Here is a 16141-nt window from a genome sequence, read left to right on the forward strand (position 1 = left end):
TCATCGTGATGCTCCGTTCGAGAGTGCTGTGGAAGGTTCACTCGAAGGATCACGCGGTGACCGCGCCTACATCAGCAGGACACGCTCACCACCGTGGTCGTCGTACACCACTCTGGTGGACTCCACTGTGGGCCACGGCGTAGTCGACGAGGGTGTGGGCCGAGTTTGCACGGAGAGCGGAGGCACGGACGGTCTCCCTGAGGCACGACTGCACCTGCACCAGCTGCAGCATCTGACCTCGGGTGGACCGTGCCGACTCCCTGGAGCCCCTGGGCGAAGAAGGAGATCCACTGGTCCCACTCACCAGCGCAGCTCACCGCGAGCAGGCGGTCGTCGTACTCGGTGCGGCGGGCCTCGAACCACGGGGACACCGTCAGGGTCGGCTCGCTGAGGGTGCCGTGCGCGAACAGCTGAAGGACGATGAGCAGCCGGCCGATGCGTCCGTTGCCGTCGTGGAACAGGTGCAGGGTCCCTACACCTGGGCCGTCGGCGCATCGACGACGGGAGCGGGTCGGTGCCGGGCCCACACGCGATGGGCGAACTTGACGATCTCCTGCGCCCAGAGTACGACCGAAGCCATTGCGAGACAGACGAGCCACTGCATGCCGGTCAGGGGGACGGTGGTGAAGGCCTGCTGCATCACCGGCACGTGCACGACGACGATCTGGAGCACGACGACCAGCCCGATCGCCGCCCACAACCACGGGTTACGGAACATCCGGTGGAACGAGCTCTGGGTCGCCGAGCGCGAGCTGAGCGCATTGAGGAGCTGTGCCAGGACGAGCGTCGTGAACCCGGCTGTCCGCGCGGTGTCGAACGACTCCGAGCCGGCGAGCAACCCGCCGGGCAGGAACAGGTCCATCGTCAGCAGGGTGACCGCCCCCATGAGGAAGCCGGTGAAGAGGATCCGCGCCCACATCGGCCGGTCGAGGATCGGACGGTCGGGGCGGCGCGGCGGCCGGGCCATGACATCGTCGATCTCGGGGTCGACACCCATCGCGAGCGCCGGCACGGAGTCGGTGACCAGGTTGATCCACAGGATCTGGGTGGCGAGCAGCGGGACGACGAGCGCGTCCGGGTTCGCGGTGTCGCGCAGCCCGAGGACGCCCGCGAGGACGATGCCGAAGAACACGGTCACCACCTCGCCCAGGTTCGACGACATCATGTAGCGCAGGAACTTGCCGATGTTGTCGAAGATGATCCGTCCGCGGTGGATCGCGGCGACGATGGTGGCGAAGTTGTCGTCGCCGAGGATCATCCGGCTGGCTTCCTTGGTCACCTCGGTGCCGGTGATGCCCATCGCGATCCCGATGTCGGCACTCTTGAGCGCCGGCGCGTCGTTGACGCCGTCACCAGTCATCGCGACGACCTGCCCGTCCCGCTGGAGGGCATCCACGATCCGTAGCTTGTGGTGGGGGGCGACGCGCGCGTACACACTGACCTCGCGGACGAGGTCGACGAGGGCGTCGTCGTCCAACCGCTCCAGCTCGACGCCGGTGGCGGCGCGCTCGCCCTCGGCGATGATGCCGAGGTCGGCGGCGATCCGCTGGGCAGTCGCGGGATGGTCGCCGGTGATCATGATGGTGCGTACGCCGGCGCGGCGGGCGGCGGCAACGGCAGCCCTGGCCTCCTCCCGCGGCGGGTCGATGATGCCCACCACACCGGCGAGGATGAGGTCGTGCTCCACGTCGTGGTCGGCGCCGCCGTCGTCGGCGACTCGGTAGGCGACGCCCAGCGTTCGGAAGCCCTCACCGGAGAGCTCCTCGACGGTCGCCGTGAACCTCGCTCGGGCCGCGTCGTCGAGCGGGACGACCTCGTCCCCGTGGCGCTCGGCAACGCAGCGGTCGAGGAGGACGTCGGCTGCGCCCTTGGTGTACACGCGGTTCTCGGCGCGGTCGTCGTGGTGGGCGAGGACCGACATCATCTTGCGCTCGGAGGTAAAGGGGGCCTCGGCACGTCGCTCGTAGTGGTCGATCCGCTCGGGCACCTCCGCGAGCTTGTGGGTCGCGACGATGAATGCGGCCTCGGTCGGGTCCCCGTGGACCACCCACTGCCCGTCCTGCTCGGCGATGGTCGCGTTGTTCGCGATGGACCCGCCGATGAGGACGAGCCGGGCCTCGGTGAGGAGGGCCTCGTCCTCGCCGTCGTCGTCTGCGACGAGGACGGCGTCGCCGACCGGCGCATACCCCGTGCCGGACAGCTCGACCCGACCGGAGGCGGTGACGATGGTCCGCAGCGTCATCTCGTTGCGGGTGAGGGTCCCGGTCTTGTCGGAGCAGATGACCGACGCCGAGCCGAGAGTCTCGACCGAGTGCAGGTGCTTCATGACAGCGTTGCGCCGGGCCATGGCCCGGACGCCGATCGCGAGGACCACGGAGAGGATCGCGGGCAGACCCTCGGGGACCGCTGCGACGGCGAGGGAGACACCGAGCAGGAGGATGGTGACCCACTCCTGCGGGGAGTCGGCGCCCTGGACGAACGCCAGGGTCGCCATGACGACGATGGCGATGCCGATCACGAGGGCGCCCAGGGTGCGCGACACCCTGGCGATCTCGACCTGCAGTGGCGAGGGCTGCTGCTCGGTGCGGTCGAGGAGGGCGGCGATGTGGCCCATCTCGGTCTGCATGCCGGTCGTCGTGACGACCGCGCGACCCACGCCCTCGACGACGGCGGTGCCCTTGTGCACCATGTTGACCCGGTCGGCCAGAGCGACCTCGCCGGAGAGGGCCGTCGCGGACTTGACGGTGGCGGCAGACTCGCCGGTCAGTGCGGCCTCCTGCACCTTCAGGCCGGTGGCGTCGAGGAGGCGGGCATCCGCACCCACGGCATCCCCCTCGCTGAGCAGGAGGATGTCGCCGGGCACGAGGTCGGCGGACGGCAGAGCGGTCGGCCGGCCGTCGCGGAGCACGGAGGAGCTGGCGGCCGTCATCGTCGCCAACGCGGCAACGGCGTCCTCAGCCTTGGCCTCCTGGACGAACCCGAGGATGGCGTTGAGGGTGACGATAGCGGCGATGACGACCGCGTCGACCGGGACACCCTGGGCGCCCTCGAGCACCCAGGCGGTGATGGAGACGACGATCGCGACGAGGAGGAGATAGACGAGCGGGTCCTGGAACTGCGCGAGGATGCGTCGCCACAGCGGCACCGCGTCCTTGGAGCGCAGCTCGTTGGGCCCGTGCTCCGCGAGGCGTGCCTCCACCTCAGCGCTGCTCAGCCCGACGTCCGGGTCGACCTGGAGGTGGTCTGACAGCTCCCTTGCCCCGGTGAGGTGCGGGGTGAGGGAGAGGGTGCGTTCGGTCGGGCTGTCGACGGCCACGGCCTCATCCTCTCAGGTGAGGACCCGCCCGACGCGGCGCATCACCTAGCTGGCCGCCGAGCAGGAACAAGGCGCTGCGGGTGCCCGCGGTCGAGGCCGGGCCGTAGACCTCCGTCGTGAGGGCGATCGTGCTGTGACGCAGGACCAGCATCGCGACGCGGGGGTGGACCTCGAGTTCGACCAGCAGGCCAGCGTAGGTCCGCCGGGTGGCGTGGACGGGGATGACCGGAACCCCGCCCCTCCTCGCTCGGCGCTTGAACGCCCGGTGGTAGTTGCGCGGGTCGGTAAGCACCGCCACCGAGGTCAAGGAGGCCGAAGACCGACGTCAGCAATGCCTGGTACTTGTTCACCCCTTTGTCCTGGGCGGGTGAGAACCCAGACCGGGACAGGTCAGGTGGCCGACGGTGTCAGGCCGGCGGACGACCGGACTGCCGGATCTGCCGACCCAACCGCCGGGTGAACGCCTCGGCCCGGGCGGTGGCGGCCTTCAGCTCGGCGACGCGCTCCTGGGCACTGGTGTGCGTGCCGTCCAGGACGGCTCGGGCTCCGGCTCGCTGCTCCGGGCCGGCACCGGCGTCGGCCAGGGTGTCCAAGGCCCCCAGCAGCAGGCGGATCTCCTCGATCGTGAAGCCCAGCGGCTTCATCGGCATCACGAGCAGCAGGCGGTCGATGCCGGCCTCGTCGTAGAGCCGGAACCCGCCCTCGGTGCGGCCGGCCGGGCTGACCAGCCCCATCTCCTCGTAGTAGCGGACGGTGCGGTGCGACAGCCCGGTCCGCTCCACGACCTCCCCGATGTGCACCAGGGGCTCATCCTCCTTCGAGCTGGTCACGAGACCTCCTGGTCCTCGGCGCCGAACATGGGCAGCAGGCTCCCCTCCGGCAGCTCGGCAGCGATCGTGCCCATCCGCCAGCGGTCGGTGAACAGAGCAACGACCGTCCCGTCGGTGCGCTCGAGCACCTCCGCCCCGTGCTTGCCGTCGATGAGCGGTTTCAGGGACGCCCGGGTGCGGCGCGCGATCGTGTACGTGAGCGGCTCCAGGACCACCTCGGCGCCGAACTCGTGCTCGAGCCGGTGGCTTGCCACCTCGAACTGCATCGGCCCCACGGCCGCCAGCACGGGTGCCTGCACCCCGCGCCGGTCGGACACAAGGACTTGGACGACTCCTTCCTGGTCGAGCATGTCCACGCCCCTCCGGAACTGCTTGGACCGGCCCGTGTCGCGCGGCCGGACGGCCGCGAAGTGCTCGGGCGCGAACCGGGGCAGCGGCGGGTAGCTGACCGCGGCGCCGTGGTAGAGCGAGTCGCCGACGTGCAGGGACTGGGCGTTGACCAGGCCCACGACGTCGCCGGGGAACGCCTCGTCGATCGTCTCCCGCTCGCGGCCGAAGACGGACTGGGCGTACTTGGTCTGGAACGGCCGCCCGCTGCCCGCGTGGGTGAGGACCATCCCGCGCTCGAACCGTCCGGAGCACACCCGCATGAACGCGAGACGGTCGCGGTGGGCCCGGTCCATCCCGGTCTGCACCTTGAAGATGAACCCTGAGAACGGCGAGTCCACGGGGCGGGTGCTGCCGGCGGCGTCCCTCCAGGGCCCGGGCGCGGGCGCGAGGTGCGTCAGCACGTCGAGCAGCTCGGCCACCCCGAAGTTGAGGACGGCCGCGGAGAACAGGACGGGCGTGGTCCGGGCCGCCAGGAACTCCTCCTGGTCGTGCGACTGCCCGGAGGCGGTGAGCAGCTCGAACTCCTCGACCGCCTGCTGCCAGTCAGGTCCGTGACGGCGGGCGGCCTCCGCGGCGTCCAGCGCCTCGCGACCAGCGATCGTCGCCCCACCGGGCGTGCGGGTGAACTGCGTCATGCCCCCGGTGCTCGGGTCGACGAGCCCGCGGAAGTCGCCGGCGATGCCGACCGGCCAGTTCAGCGGCGTGGGCACGATCCCCAGACGCGACTCGATCTCGTCCAGGAGCTCCAGCGGCTCCTGGCCCGGCCGGTCCCACTTGTTGATCACGGTGATGACGGGGGTGCGGCGGGCCCGGCAGGCCTCGAACAGCTTGAGGGTCTGCGGCTCCAGGCCCTTGGCCGCGTCCAGCAGCATCACGGCGCAGTCGACCGCCGAGAGCACCCGGTAGGTGTCCTCGGAGAAGTCGGCGTGACCCGGCGTGTCCAGGAGGTTGAGGACGACGTCGTCGACGGTGAACTGCAGCGCGGCGGAGGTGATCGAGATGCCGCGGGCCTGCTCCATGTCCAGCCAGTCGGACACGACCCCGCGCCGCTGACCCTTGCCGTGGACGGCCCCCGCCTGGGCGATGGCGCGCGCGTGCAGCGCCAGCGCCTCGGTGAGGGTCGACTTGCCGGCGTCGGGGTGGGAGATCACCGCGAACGTGCGGCGACGGGCGACCTCGGCGGTCACGTCGTGGGTCATGCATCCTCCTGCGGCCGCAGGCGCGCGGCCAGGTCTGTGGTGGTCCACCCCTGCGCGAGCCAGTGCTCGGCCAGGGCGGTCAGGGTATGTCGTGCGGCTGTGCTTGCCCTGCCGGTGCCCAGGAGCAGCACGGTGGTCGGGTCCAGGGTCGTCCCGGCCGACGCGAGTGCGGTCTGCGGCTCCTGCAGGGCCTGACGGACGGTGCTCGGTGGCCGGGGTGCCGGCGGAGGCGGTGCAGGTTGTGTTGAGGGTGGTCGGGGAGCCGCTGTCCGCTGGCCTCTCGGCACGGCGGGTCGTGGTGGCGCGGGGGCGTGCGAGTCGACGAGCGCGGACGAGACGTACTCCTCCGGGATCGGCCTCTGCCCGGTGCCGACCGACTCCAGCACCCCGGCGTCGCACCGCACGCACAGGACCACGTCCCGCCACCCGACGATGGACAGCTGGGTGCCCCGGGAGTGGCGGCGCATCGTCTGCGCACGGTTCGTCAGCTCCCGGCCGCCGCAGGAGGCGCACCGTCGCTCACCGCCCTCACCGCGCTCCCACGAGGCTCCGCAGCGTCCGCACGTCAGCCGGATCCCCTGGGAGCCCGCCTCCGAGTGACCGGTCACCCGGTCACTCGTCCCGCAGGACGGGCAGAAGGCACTCATGGACGTCGACACCCTCCCTACTCTAACGTTGCGGTAAAGTTGTCGCGTGCAGCGATGACGTGGCTCTCATCGCTGCCTCTTGTGTCTGCGCACCGTCCGGCACGTCGCCGACCCAGCTTTCGCACCTGCACCCCGACGAGGAGCCCCCATGTCCGAGGCGAGCACCACCACCCTGCCACCCGACGATCCTTTCCCGATCGTGCCCGAGGCCGGGGAGCGCGAGACCTCCACCCGCGCAGCGTTCCGCAACCCCCGCCGGCTGAAGACCGAGGTCCTCGCGGGCCTCGTCGTCGCCCTCGCCCTGATCCCCGAGGCGATCTCGTTCTCGATCATCGCCGGCGTCGATCCCCGCGTGGGACTGTTCTCCAGCTTCGTCATGGCGGTGACGATGGCCTTCGTCGGTGGACGTCCGGCCATGATCACCGCAGCCACGGGCGCGATCGCCCTCGTCATCGCCCCGGTCGCGCGGGAGTACGGGCTCGACTACTTCATCGCCACCGTCCTTCTCGCCGGGGTCCTGCAGATCGTCCTGGCCGTGATCGGCGTGGCCAGGCTCATGCGGTTCATCCCGAGGATGGTGATGGTCGGCTTCGTCAACGCCCTGGCCATCCTCATCTTCACTGCGCAGATCCCCTACCTCGTCGACGTGCCGTGGCTCGTCTACCCCATGGTCGCCCTCGGTGTCCTCATCATGTTCGGCCTGCCCCGGCTGACCACGGTCGTGCCCGCCCCCCTGGTGGCCATCGTGGTCATCACGACCCTGGCCTGGGCCGCCGGCTGGGAGCTGCCCGACGTGTCCGACCAGGGCGAGCTGCCCGACTCGCTCCCCCAGCTCTTCCTCCCCGACGTGCCCCTGACGCTGGAGACCCTGCAGATCATCGCCCCCTACGCCCTGGCGATGGCGCTCGTCGGGCTCCTCGAGTCGCTGATGACCGCCAAGCTGGTCGACGGCATCACCGACACCCACTCGAACAAGACCCGCGAGGGCTGGGGCCTGGGCGTGGCCAACCTGACCTCCGGGTTCTTCGGCGGCATGGGCGGCTGCGCGATGATCGGCCAGACCATGATCAACGTCAAGGTCTCCGGCGCCCGCACCCGCATCTCCACGTTCCTCGCCGGCGTCTTCCTGCTCGCGCTCGTCGTGGGTGCCGGACCCGCGGTCGGCATGATCCCGATGGCCGCGCTCGTCGCGGTGATGATCATGGTCTCGGTCGCCACCATGGACTGGCACAGCGTCGCCCCCTCGACCCTGCGCCGCATGCCCGGCAGCGAGACCGTGGTCATGCTGCTCACCGTCGGAGTCACCGTCGCGACCCACAACCTCGCCTACGGCGTCATCGTCGGGGTCAACGCCGCGATGATCGTCTTCGCCCGTCGCGTCGCCCACTTCGCCTCCGTCGAGAAGGTCATGGAGACCGACGAGGACGGCGACGGCACCGTCGACGTGCGGGTCTACAAGGTCGCCGGCGAGCTCTTCTTCGCCACCAGCAACGACCTCGTCTACCAGTTCGACTACGCCGGCGACCCCCACCGGGTCGTCATCGACATGTCGGAGAGCCACATCTGGGACGCGTCCACGGTGGCCGCGCTCGACGCCATCGAGACCAAGTACCAGCGGCTCGGCAAGAGCGTCGACATCGTCGGACTCAACCAGGCCTCCCTCGACCGCCACCGCCTCCTCTCCGGCAAGCTCGGCGAGGGCCACTGACGGATCGCGCCCAGCACGCCGGGCTGTCAGCCACCGTCCGCTCACGAACCGTCGCGGCGCGTCGTGGACCGTCAGACCGGGGATGCGGGTCCGACTCCCCCCGCCGTGACCCGTGTGAGACATTCACTCCCATGCCCGACGTGAACCGCCTCATGGCCGACCTCGGCCCCGGCTGGTCCGGCGCCCTCGTCCTCGCGCTGACGCTCCTCCTCAGCCTGGTGATCCACCGTGCTCTGACGCGTGGCATCGACGGGGCCGACGGTCAACGGCACACCGGTCGTCAGGTCGGGCGCCTCGTCAGTGTCGCGGTCTTCGTCCTCGGCAGTCTGTGGGCACTGCGCACCAGCGGCCTGGAGGTGGGACCACTCCTCGGGGCGATGGGCGTCGGCGGCATCGCGGTGGCCTTCGCCGCCCAGGACCTGCTGCAGAACTTTCTCGCAGGCCTGCTCATCCAGGCACGTCGGCCCTTCAAGGTCGGCGACCAGATCACCAGCCTCGACTACGAGGGCACCGTCCTCGACATCGACCTGCGTGCCACGCGGCTGCGCACCTACGACGGGCTGGACGTGGTCCTGCCCAACGCCGAGGTGCTGCGCAATCCGATCGTCAACCACACCCGGACGCCTCTGCGGCGCACCACCCTGGTGGTCGGGGTGGCCTACGACACCGACCTCGCTCGAGCGCAGCGCGTGCTGACGGAGTCGCTTACCGGCATCGCCGAGCTGCAGAACACCCCGACCCCCAAGGCCTGGGTCAAGGAGTTCGCCGACAGCTCCATCACCTTCGAGGTGCTGTTCTGGCACCCCTCGGACATGGCCTCCACCCTCACCGCCCGCAGCGCCGCCGCGATGGCGGTGAAGCGCGACCTCGACCAGGCCGGGATCGAGATCCCGTTCCCGCAGCGGGTGGTATGGCGTGCGCCTGGGCACGGGGGGCCGGACGGTTCCGGCTGAGGACCGCTCATCGCCCTCAGGACCTGCGTCCGCCTCGTGACCAGCAGCAGAGGAAGGCTCACCCCGCCAGCAGCAGCGCCAGCGCCGCCGTGTCCGCGTCGCACCCGGGGTCGACGTTGCCCCTGCTCGCCATCCGGGTCACATGCCCCTCCGCGTCGGCCTCGACCCACGCCGCCCGGTGGTCCAGCCCCAGGTCGGGCAGGCCGGGCAGGAGGATGCAACCGGATGCGGTGCGGTACTCCGGCACCGACGCGAGCGTCGAGCCGGGAGGGTGGAGCACCGCGAGACCCGGCGGCGGGTGCTCGGCATACCGGCCCGGGGTCATCTGCTCCTCGTCGCCGATCATCACCTCCGCGAGCACCAGCCCGACGGCCCGCTCCGCACCCTCGGGCGGGCCCTCGATCACCCGGAAGACCGTGCTCCGGCCGAGCAGGCCAGGCACCGCAGCCGTCTGCACGGCGAGCAGCAGGAAGGTGGCCCACTCCAGGGTGTCGTCCGGCCATCTGTTGGAGATGAGAAAGCCCGCCAACGACCCGCCCCTGGTGATGGGGGCGACCTCCACCGGCACTCCGTCCCGCTCCGGCACCGCGACCTCCTCAGCCACCCTCGTGCGACGCAGGTCACTGCTGGTCCCCCAGCGTGCCACGGGGGCAGCCTCGAGGGAAGCACAGCCGGGTCACGATCCTCAGAGGAACTGCAGCGGGTCGAACTCCTCGATCGGGATGATCCGCAGGCGCGGCAGGGGTGCGTTGAACGCCCTGGTGTCGCGCTCGAGGTCGAAGAACTCCATCCCGCGGGACAGCAGCCCCGTGAAGCCGCTGTTGCGGAACTCCTCGAACGCGATCAGTCCGACCCGCCGGTCACCACCGAGCAGCGGCTCCACCGACTCCAGGAAGTCGCCGTCGTGGCTGACGAGCATGACGTCGTCGTCGCGGTCGGCGAGCGCGTCCAGGGTGCGCTGGATGGCGATGTCGACGACCTTCTCCTCCGCCGTCCCCGACAGCGGGACCGCCGTGTAGCCCAGCGCGCGCAGCGCCTGGACGAACGACATCGGCAGGCCAGAGCTGGCGTTGAGGAAGAACAGGCCCTTGGCGGGCTGCTTCCAGACGTCCTCGGTGAACGCGAGGAGCCGGTCCCAGCGGGGCCGTTCCTCCGGTTGCGGGCGGCGCCCGAGGATTGAGTTGCCCAGCGTGGCGTCGATGTTCTCACCGTCGACGAGCAGGTATGACGTGGCCATTCCGGCCTCCTAGCGTGATATTCGGGTGTCTTGCATTATTCGTAGACGAGCTTCTGCGGTCCGGGGAAGATCCAGGACAGGCCGTCGCGGAGCCGGTCGCGCCAGTTCTCCCACGAGTGCCCGTCCCGGGACTCGACATACCGCACCTGCGTCCCGGTGGACTCGAACACCGGCACCATCGAGCGGTTGGGGACGATGAGCGGCTCGTAGACACCGCAGGTGATCATCATCCGGTCGGTCACCCGCACAGGTCGCTCACGGTAGCGGTTCATGAACCTCACGACCGGGTCGAAGGCGGGCCCGCCGCCGTGGTCGCTGCCGATGTCGGTGAAGACGAAAGAGCCCGACTGCAGGAACAGGTTGCCCCACACCCCGGGGTTGCGGAACGCCGTGGACAGCGACGCCACCCCGCCGAAGCTGGCCCCCATCAGGCAGCGCGCCTCGGGCCGCGGGACGACCGGAAGCTCGGCCTCGATCGCGGGGAGCAGCTCGTGCGTCAGGTGGCGCGCGTGCGCCGCGAAGTTGGGGTACTCCTTGAGGCGGTCGCCCGGGTTGGAGAAGACGACGATCGTCTCGGCCATGTCGAGGTCGTGGACGATGTTGTCCAGCACCGTCTTCATCGAGGAGTAGTTCAGGTAGTCGTCGCCGTCGTGCACCACGAGGAGCGGGTAGTGGCTGGAGCCGCGGAAGCGTGCGGGCAGGTAGATCCGGTTGTGGGTGGTCCGGCGCAGGGCCCGCGAGTGCAGGTCGTAGTCGAGAAGCTCGCCGGGCCGCGCGTCCGGCTGCGGGAGCACCCACTCGGGCGTCGCGTAGCCGGCGGAGTGCAGCACGCTGGAGGACCCCACGGGGGAGTGGGCGACCTGGGGGTTGAGCGGGTCGTTGAAGGACTCGACCGCGTGCCCCACCCGCGACTCGAGGGAGTACTCCACGCGCGAGTGCGCAGGAAGCTCGATCGTGCAGTACCAGAGGTCTGTGCCCTCGATCCGCTTCATCGGCACGTGCTGCGGCTGGTTGACGATCCGGTGCCGCACCGCGACCGCGTCGACCTCTCCGCGGTAGAGGAAGGTGCACTTCGACCCCTCGACGATCGGCACGTCGTGCTCGGCGAGGAAGTGGTCGACGTCCTCGGGGGTGATCTGCCCGCGGGAGCGCAGGACGTTGACCGCCAGCTTCCCGCGGTGCCGCGCGACGGGGTAGGGCGTGGGCAGGGTCATGCCTCCCCCTCCAGGACGAGGTCGGTCGCCTGACCGTCGGCACCCACGACCCGCGACCCGGCGGGCAGCCGTCCGTCGGCGGTCAGCGTCACCCGGACCCCCTCGTCGAGCAGGAGCGCGTGGGCGGGGGCGGTGCGCGCGGCCAGCACCCGCATGCGCTCGAGGTTCTTGATGTCCAGCCGGTCCTTCGGCGACGGCAGCGCGACGACGTCGCGCGTCAGTGCGAGGCCGTCCATGAGCATCTCGGAGACGCCCGGTCTGGCGACGGCGTTGTCGTAGAAGAGGAGCACCCGCTCGGTCAGCGCCATCGCGCCGGCCCCCCAGGCGATGACCGGCCGGAAGAGGTCCGGGGTGCCGTCCTCGTCCTCCGAGGGCGAGGACAGGGCGGGCCCGAGGTTGAACAGGTGCAGGGCGCCGAGCAGGACCCCGACATGCCCGCCGGGGATGACGATCGCGTCGCACCCGGCGATCTCCCGGCCGACGAGGAAGCGGGCCTCGACGACCGCGTCCCGGTGCTCCGGGTTCTGGCGCAGGTAGAAGTCGTGGTGCAGCTCGCCCACACGCTGCAGGTGGCGCTCGTCCATGTCCCGCATCACCTGCAGCACGTCCTGCAGCGCGAGCGCGACGATGCCGGGGTCGAGCGGTGTGTGCTCGAGGATCCGGTTGATGGCCACGGCCGCCTGCTCGAGGCCGATGAGGTAGAGCGTCTGCATCTCGGTCAGGGACTGGCGGCGGCGGCGGTCGGCCTGCTCCAGCTCCGGGTCGGCCTCCCACACCTGCTGCATGCGGCGCCACAGGTGCAGGTTGACGGCGTTGCCGCCGAGCTGCTCGTGCAGGAGACCGTCGTCGGACTCGCGGTCCCGCCAGCCGGCGGTGATCGTCGCGAACCGGGACCCGGTCAGCCCCAGCTGCTGGACGACCGTGCCGAGCCGCGGCTGCCGCTGCGGTCCGAGCAGCGTGATGCGGGGGTCGGCCAGGAGGTCACCCGGCATGGAGGTGCACGGTCCTGCCGACCTCGTCGAGCATCCCCCGGAGGTGGTCGTAGTCGGGGTGCTTCATCCGGATCCACGCGTTCGCCATGAAGCCGGCCTCGACCGGCTGCGTGGGGGTGCCCGGACCGGGGATGTGGGCGTCGATGATCCACCGGCCGTAGCGGTTCTCGATGTCCTCCAGCCCGCTGTAGCCGGTCACCTGACCGTCGCGGTCGGGCCGCAGCGCGATGATGCCGGCGGCGTGGCTGCGGCTGGGGTGCTGGCTGACCCGACCGTGCACGATCGCCTCGGCCCACGCGGCGTACACGTCCATGTCGTTGGCCGCGCAGTAGAGGTCCCAGCACCCCACCCCGGGCGGACGGCAGCCGATCTCGCTGAACACCAGGCCCCGGGGGCCGTGGAACCACTCCATGTGGGTGGCCGAGGTGCCGATCCCGAGGGCGGCGTTGACCACAGCGCCCATCTCGCGGATCTCGTCGTAGAGCCCGCCGGAGTCGATCCGGTTCGTGGCCACGAACTGCGGGGAGATCCAGCGGGTGCGCATCGCCTCGAGCACGCCGGGGAAGTAGTGCGAGGCGAAGTCGAGCGCGGTCTGCCCCTCCACCGCGATGGTGTCGTAGAACCCCTCGTGCCCCTCGATGAACTCCTCGACGGCGATCGACCCGTAGCCGCCCATCGCCTCCAGGGCGGCGGCCATCCCGGTGTCGTCGTCCACGCGGGAGGTGCCGGCTGCGCCGGCGGAGTCGCGCGGCTTGAGCACCAGCGGGTAGCCGACCTGCCGCGCGAACTCCCACACCTGCTCGGCGTTGTCCGCGCCGATCGTGGTCGCGGTGCGCACCCCGGCTGCGCGCAGGGCCTCCTTCATCGACGGCTTGTCCCGGCACAGCCAGGTGGTGCGCACCGAGGTGCCGGGTATGCCGCACGCCTCGCGCACCTGCGCGGCGACCATCTGGTGGGACTCGATCGTCGACTCGAGACGGTCGACCCACACCATCCCCTGGACGCGGCGGACCGCGTCGGTCATCTGGTGCAGGTCGGTCACAGACCCGACCTGCTCGTAGTGCACCATCCAGCCCTTGAGCTCGTCGTCGAGGTAGTCCCAGGGGGTCTCCCCGATGCCGATCACGTGGGCCCCCTGCTGCGCCAGCGCCCGCGTGAACTCGCGCTGGTTGCGGGGGAAGTGAGGCTCGACGAAGACGATGTTCACGAGGTCGAGCCTGCCACAGGTCAGCGGCGCTCGGCCAGGGTGTCGAAGGCGCGCGCGACGACGTCGGCGTAGACGTGCATGCCGTCCAGGTCGGGGTGCACGCCGTCGGCCTGGAGCACCTCCGGCTGGGTGCTGATGGTGGCGTTCCAGTCGCCCACGACGGCGTTCGGGTAGTCGGCCACGACCTCCTCGATCGTGCGGTTGGACGACTCGGTGAACGAGGCGCGCACGTAGAGGTCCATGACGACGACGTTGCGCTCCGGGCCCAGCGCGTCGAGGGTCGCGCGCAGCGCCTTCTCGTCGACGCCCGCGTTCGTGCCCAGGTGGAGAACGACGTTCGCCCGGACCGCACCCTCGGTGATCGCTGCGGCCACGATCGGCGCCGCGTCGCCCCACTGCCGGTTGGACTTGGCGACGTAGTTGATGTCGGGGAAGCGATAGGTCAGCCCGTCCGCGCTCGTCACGACGAGCGAGTCCCCGACGGCGGTGAGCTGCCCCCCGGCTGGGACGAGGAGGCCGTCCGCGTCGGGGGAGAAGGTCGTGCCGTTGACCTCGGTGGCGTCGCCGGCCGGCTCGGCGCCCGTCTCCTCGGTCTCCTGCTCCTCGACGTCCGGCTCCGCTGCCTCGGCGGTCTCCTCGGGCTCCGTGGCGGGCGCCTCGGCCGCGGCGGCTTCGGCCTGCGGCTCGCCTGCCTCGAGCATCCCGAGCAGCGCGCCGACGGTGGGACCCGCACCCCCGTCGGCGACCACGCCGGGCTCGGACCCCGAGTTCTCCCCGGTCCCGTCAAGCCGCGCCTGCGCGGCCTCGATCTGCTGCTGGGTCGACGACTTCTCCGGTGCGGTCGCCAGCGCGACGCCCGCGAGGACCAGGAGCAGGACGACGACGCCGGCGACGATGCGCGGGGTGCGGCGGTCCTGCCACGGCGTGGCCAGCCAGGCGCCCAGGTCGCGGACCGAGCGGCGCAGACCACGGCGACGCACCGGCTGCTCGAGCAGCCGCAGCGACAGCTCGGAAAGGACGAGGGTCAGCACCAGGGCGCTGCCGAGGACGACCCAGCCGCGGGTGGTGCCCACGGCATAGGGGAACAACGCCCCCACGAGGATGAGGACCGGCCAGTGCCACAGGTAGATGCCGTAGGACCGCTCACCGACCCACCGCAGCGGCGCGAGGTCCATCAGGGTGCGCCACGGGCTGCGGGACTCCAGGAGTGCGGCGACGAGGACGACGGTCGCCAGCGACGCCAGCAGGATCCCGCCCCGGAAGGTGACCGCCGAGGTGTCGCTCATCCACCGCATCTGCACCCCCAGCACGGCGAGCGCGCCGAGCACGGCCGCCCAGCGCCAGCGACGCCATACCTGGGCCCGCAGCCCCGCACGGTGGCGTGGGTCGGCCCAGGCGACGGCGAGCGCGGCCCCGGCCATGAGCCCCATCAGGTGGGTGTCGGTGCCGTAGTAGACGCGCGTGGCGTCGGCCCCCGGGGTGTAGAGGAGCGCCATCGCGACCGAGGACACCAGCCCGATCGAGGCCACGCCGACGATCCGCTGCCGGGCGGTGCGCGCGACGGCGAGCACGACGACGAGGGTCAGCGGCCACAGGAGGTAGAACTGCTCCTCCACCGCCAGCGACCAGAAGTTGATGAACAGGATCGGCGAGGTGCTGTGGAAGTAGCTGGCGCCGGCCGCGATCTCGAGCCAGTTGGTGCTGAACGTCAGTGCGCCCAGCATCTGACGGCCGATGCCGACGAGCAGGTCTCCACCCACGAGACGGGCGGCGGTGACGCTGACGAGCACGACCGCCACGAGGGCGGGAAGCAGCCTCCGGGCCCGGCGTCGCCAGAAGTTCGGCAGGTCGATCCGACCCGTGGCGTCGATCTCGCGCAGGAGCAGAGTGGTGATGAGGAAGCCGGACACCACGAAGAACACGTCGACGCCGAGGTAGCCGCCGGGCAGCGTCGAGGGCAGGAAGTGGTAGAGCAGGACGGCGATGATCGCGATGGCCCGCAGGCCGTCGAGGCCGGGGATCTGCCCGGGGCGGGGCGAGACGCCGTCCGGCCCTCGTCCGCCACGCCGACGGCGCGTGGTGCCACGGGGGTGCGGTGCGGAGGTGCGGGCGTGCGCGTCGGGGTCGAGCGCCGGGCCCGGGTGCTCCGCGGTCTGCGGGGGGGCCAGCAGCGCGGTGCTCGTGCCGTGGTGCTCCGCCGGGGTGTCGCCGGGCTCCCAGAACTCACCCGTTCCCGGGTCCTGCGAGGGCATGACCGACATGCACCCCTCCTTTGGCCTGTGGCGTCGCCCTCAGCGTAGGGGCGCACCCCACCCCCGCCCCTGCTCCCGCCCGGTGTGTCGCAAGGTGCGGGTGTGACTCTCCCGCCACCGTTCGCGTGGGCGTGACGCACCGGACGGACCGACGGGCGCCCCCAGGGGGACGCCCGTCGGTCGTGCTGCTCGGGTC

Annotated in this window: 13 protein-coding genes; 2 read left to right on the forward strand and 11 right to left on the reverse strand. The window is 71.0% G+C overall.

The genetic code is table 11. From position 1 onward, the window contains the following. Positions 1-472: 472 nt before the first annotated feature. From ACI3ET_RS04475 to ACI3ET_RS04495, 5 genes are all read right to left on the reverse strand, one after another. Entirely contained in the window at positions 473-3316 is a 2844-nt protein-coding gene (locus tag ACI3ET_RS04475) for a cation-translocating P-type ATPase (RefSeq protein ID WP_405031762.1), read from the reverse strand. A 4-nt stretch (positions 3317-3320) separates the two neighbouring features. Continuing rightward, positions 3321-3614 carry a site-specific integrase gene (locus ACI3ET_RS04480; RefSeq protein ID WP_405031763.1) on the reverse strand — a complete coding sequence of 98 codons (294 nt, stop codon included), beginning with the start codon at positions 3612-3614 and terminating at the stop codon, positions 3321-3323. A gap of 109 nt (positions 3615-3723) precedes the next feature. After that, positions 3724-4146, reverse strand: a complete 423-nt coding sequence (locus ACI3ET_RS04485) for a MerR family transcriptional regulator (RefSeq protein ID WP_405031764.1) — start codon at positions 4144-4146, stop codon at positions 3724-3726. Continuing rightward, positions 4143-5735 (reverse strand): peptide chain release factor 3, encoded by a 1593-nt coding sequence (locus tag ACI3ET_RS04490; protein WP_405031765.1) that lies wholly within the window; start codon positions 5733-5735, stop codon positions 4143-4145. Before ACI3ET_RS04490 ends, ACI3ET_RS04485 begins: the two co-directional genes overlap by 4 nt. Beyond that, positions 5732-6343: a hypothetical protein gene (locus ACI3ET_RS04495; protein ID WP_405031766.1), complete on the reverse strand. Its 612-nt coding sequence runs from the start codon at positions 6341-6343 to the stop codon at positions 5732-5734. The genes ACI3ET_RS04490 and ACI3ET_RS04495 overlap by 4 nt, the downstream gene beginning before the upstream one ends. Before the next feature lie 187 nt (positions 6344-6530). Between ACI3ET_RS04495 and ACI3ET_RS04500 the strand changes: the two genes are divergently transcribed. Together ACI3ET_RS04500 and ACI3ET_RS04505 are read left to right on the forward strand one after the other, a co-directional pair. Then, positions 6531-8090, forward strand: coding sequence for a SulP family inorganic anion transporter (locus ACI3ET_RS04500; protein WP_405031767.1), 1560 nt, complete (start codon positions 6531-6533; stop codon positions 8088-8090). Between the two features lie 131 nt (positions 8091-8221). After that, on the forward strand, positions 8222-9043 hold the full coding sequence (locus ACI3ET_RS04505) for a mechanosensitive ion channel family protein (protein ID WP_405031768.1): 822 nt from the start codon (positions 8222-8224) through the stop codon (positions 9041-9043). A 58-nt stretch (positions 9044-9101) separates the two neighbouring features. Here ACI3ET_RS04505 and ACI3ET_RS04510 read toward each other — a convergent pair whose 3' ends face one another. The 6 genes from ACI3ET_RS04510 to ACI3ET_RS04535 are packed head-to-tail and all read right to left on the reverse strand — an operon-like array spanning position 9102 to position 15954. After that, positions 9102-9689: a peptidase gene (locus ACI3ET_RS04510; RefSeq protein WP_405031769.1), complete on the reverse strand. Its 588-nt coding sequence runs from the start codon at positions 9687-9689 to the stop codon at positions 9102-9104. 39 nt (positions 9690-9728) lie between these two features. Continuing rightward, entirely contained in the window at positions 9729-10280 is a 552-nt protein-coding gene (locus ACI3ET_RS04515) for an NYN domain-containing protein (protein ID WP_405031770.1), read from the reverse strand. A gap of 35 nt (positions 10281-10315) precedes the next feature. Next, positions 10316-11494, reverse strand: a complete 1179-nt coding sequence (locus ACI3ET_RS04520; protein WP_405031771.1) for an alpha/beta hydrolase-fold protein — start codon at positions 11492-11494, stop codon at positions 10316-10318. Continuing rightward, on the reverse strand, positions 11491-12486 hold the full coding sequence (locus ACI3ET_RS04525; protein WP_405031772.1) for a hypothetical protein: 996 nt from the start codon (positions 12484-12486) through the stop codon (positions 11491-11493). The genes ACI3ET_RS04520 and ACI3ET_RS04525 overlap by 4 nt, the downstream gene beginning before the upstream one ends. Next, complete coding sequence (locus ACI3ET_RS04530; protein ID WP_405031773.1) at positions 12476-13693, reverse strand: ATP-grasp domain-containing protein; 1218 nt, start codon at positions 13691-13693, stop codon at positions 12476-12478. The genes ACI3ET_RS04525 and ACI3ET_RS04530 overlap by 11 nt, the downstream gene beginning before the upstream one ends. Positions 13694-13713: 20 nt before the next feature. After that, complete coding sequence (locus tag ACI3ET_RS04535; RefSeq protein WP_405031774.1) at positions 13714-15954, reverse strand: acyltransferase family protein; 2241 nt, start codon at positions 15952-15954, stop codon at positions 13714-13716. Positions 15955-16141 lie beyond the last annotated feature (187 nt).

The sequence above is a fragment of the Ornithinimicrobium jinqii genome (assembly GCF_045032595.1).
Lineage (GTDB): Bacteria > Actinomycetota > Actinomycetes > Actinomycetales > Dermatophilaceae > Ornithinicoccus.

Bases quoted from the DNA above. Each gene is read 5' to 3' on its own strand.
- ACI3ET_RS04500 (WP_405031767.1), top strand. From the start codon at position 6,531: ATGTCCGAGGCGAGCACCACCACCCTGCCACCCGACGATCCTTTCCCG.
- ACI3ET_RS04535 (WP_405031774.1), bottom strand. From the start codon at position 15,954: ATGTCGGTCATGCCCTCGCAGGACCCGGGAACGGGTGAGTTCTGGGAG.
- ACI3ET_RS04520 (WP_405031771.1), bottom strand. From the start codon at position 11,494: ATGACCCTGCCCACGCCCTACCCCGTCGCGCGGCACCGCGGGAAGCTG.
- ACI3ET_RS04525 (WP_405031772.1), bottom strand. From the start codon at position 12,486: ATGCCGGGTGACCTCCTGGCCGACCCCCGCATCACGCTGCTCGGACCG.
- ACI3ET_RS04490 (WP_405031765.1), bottom strand. From the start codon at position 5,735: ATGACCCACGACGTGACCGCCGAGGTCGCCCGTCGCCGCACGTTCGCG.
- ACI3ET_RS04505 (WP_405031768.1), top strand. From the start codon at position 8,222: ATGCCCGACGTGAACCGCCTCATGGCCGACCTCGGCCCCGGCTGGTCC.
- ACI3ET_RS04515 (WP_405031770.1), bottom strand. From the start codon at position 10,280: ATGGCCACGTCATACCTGCTCGTCGACGGTGAGAACATCGACGCCACG.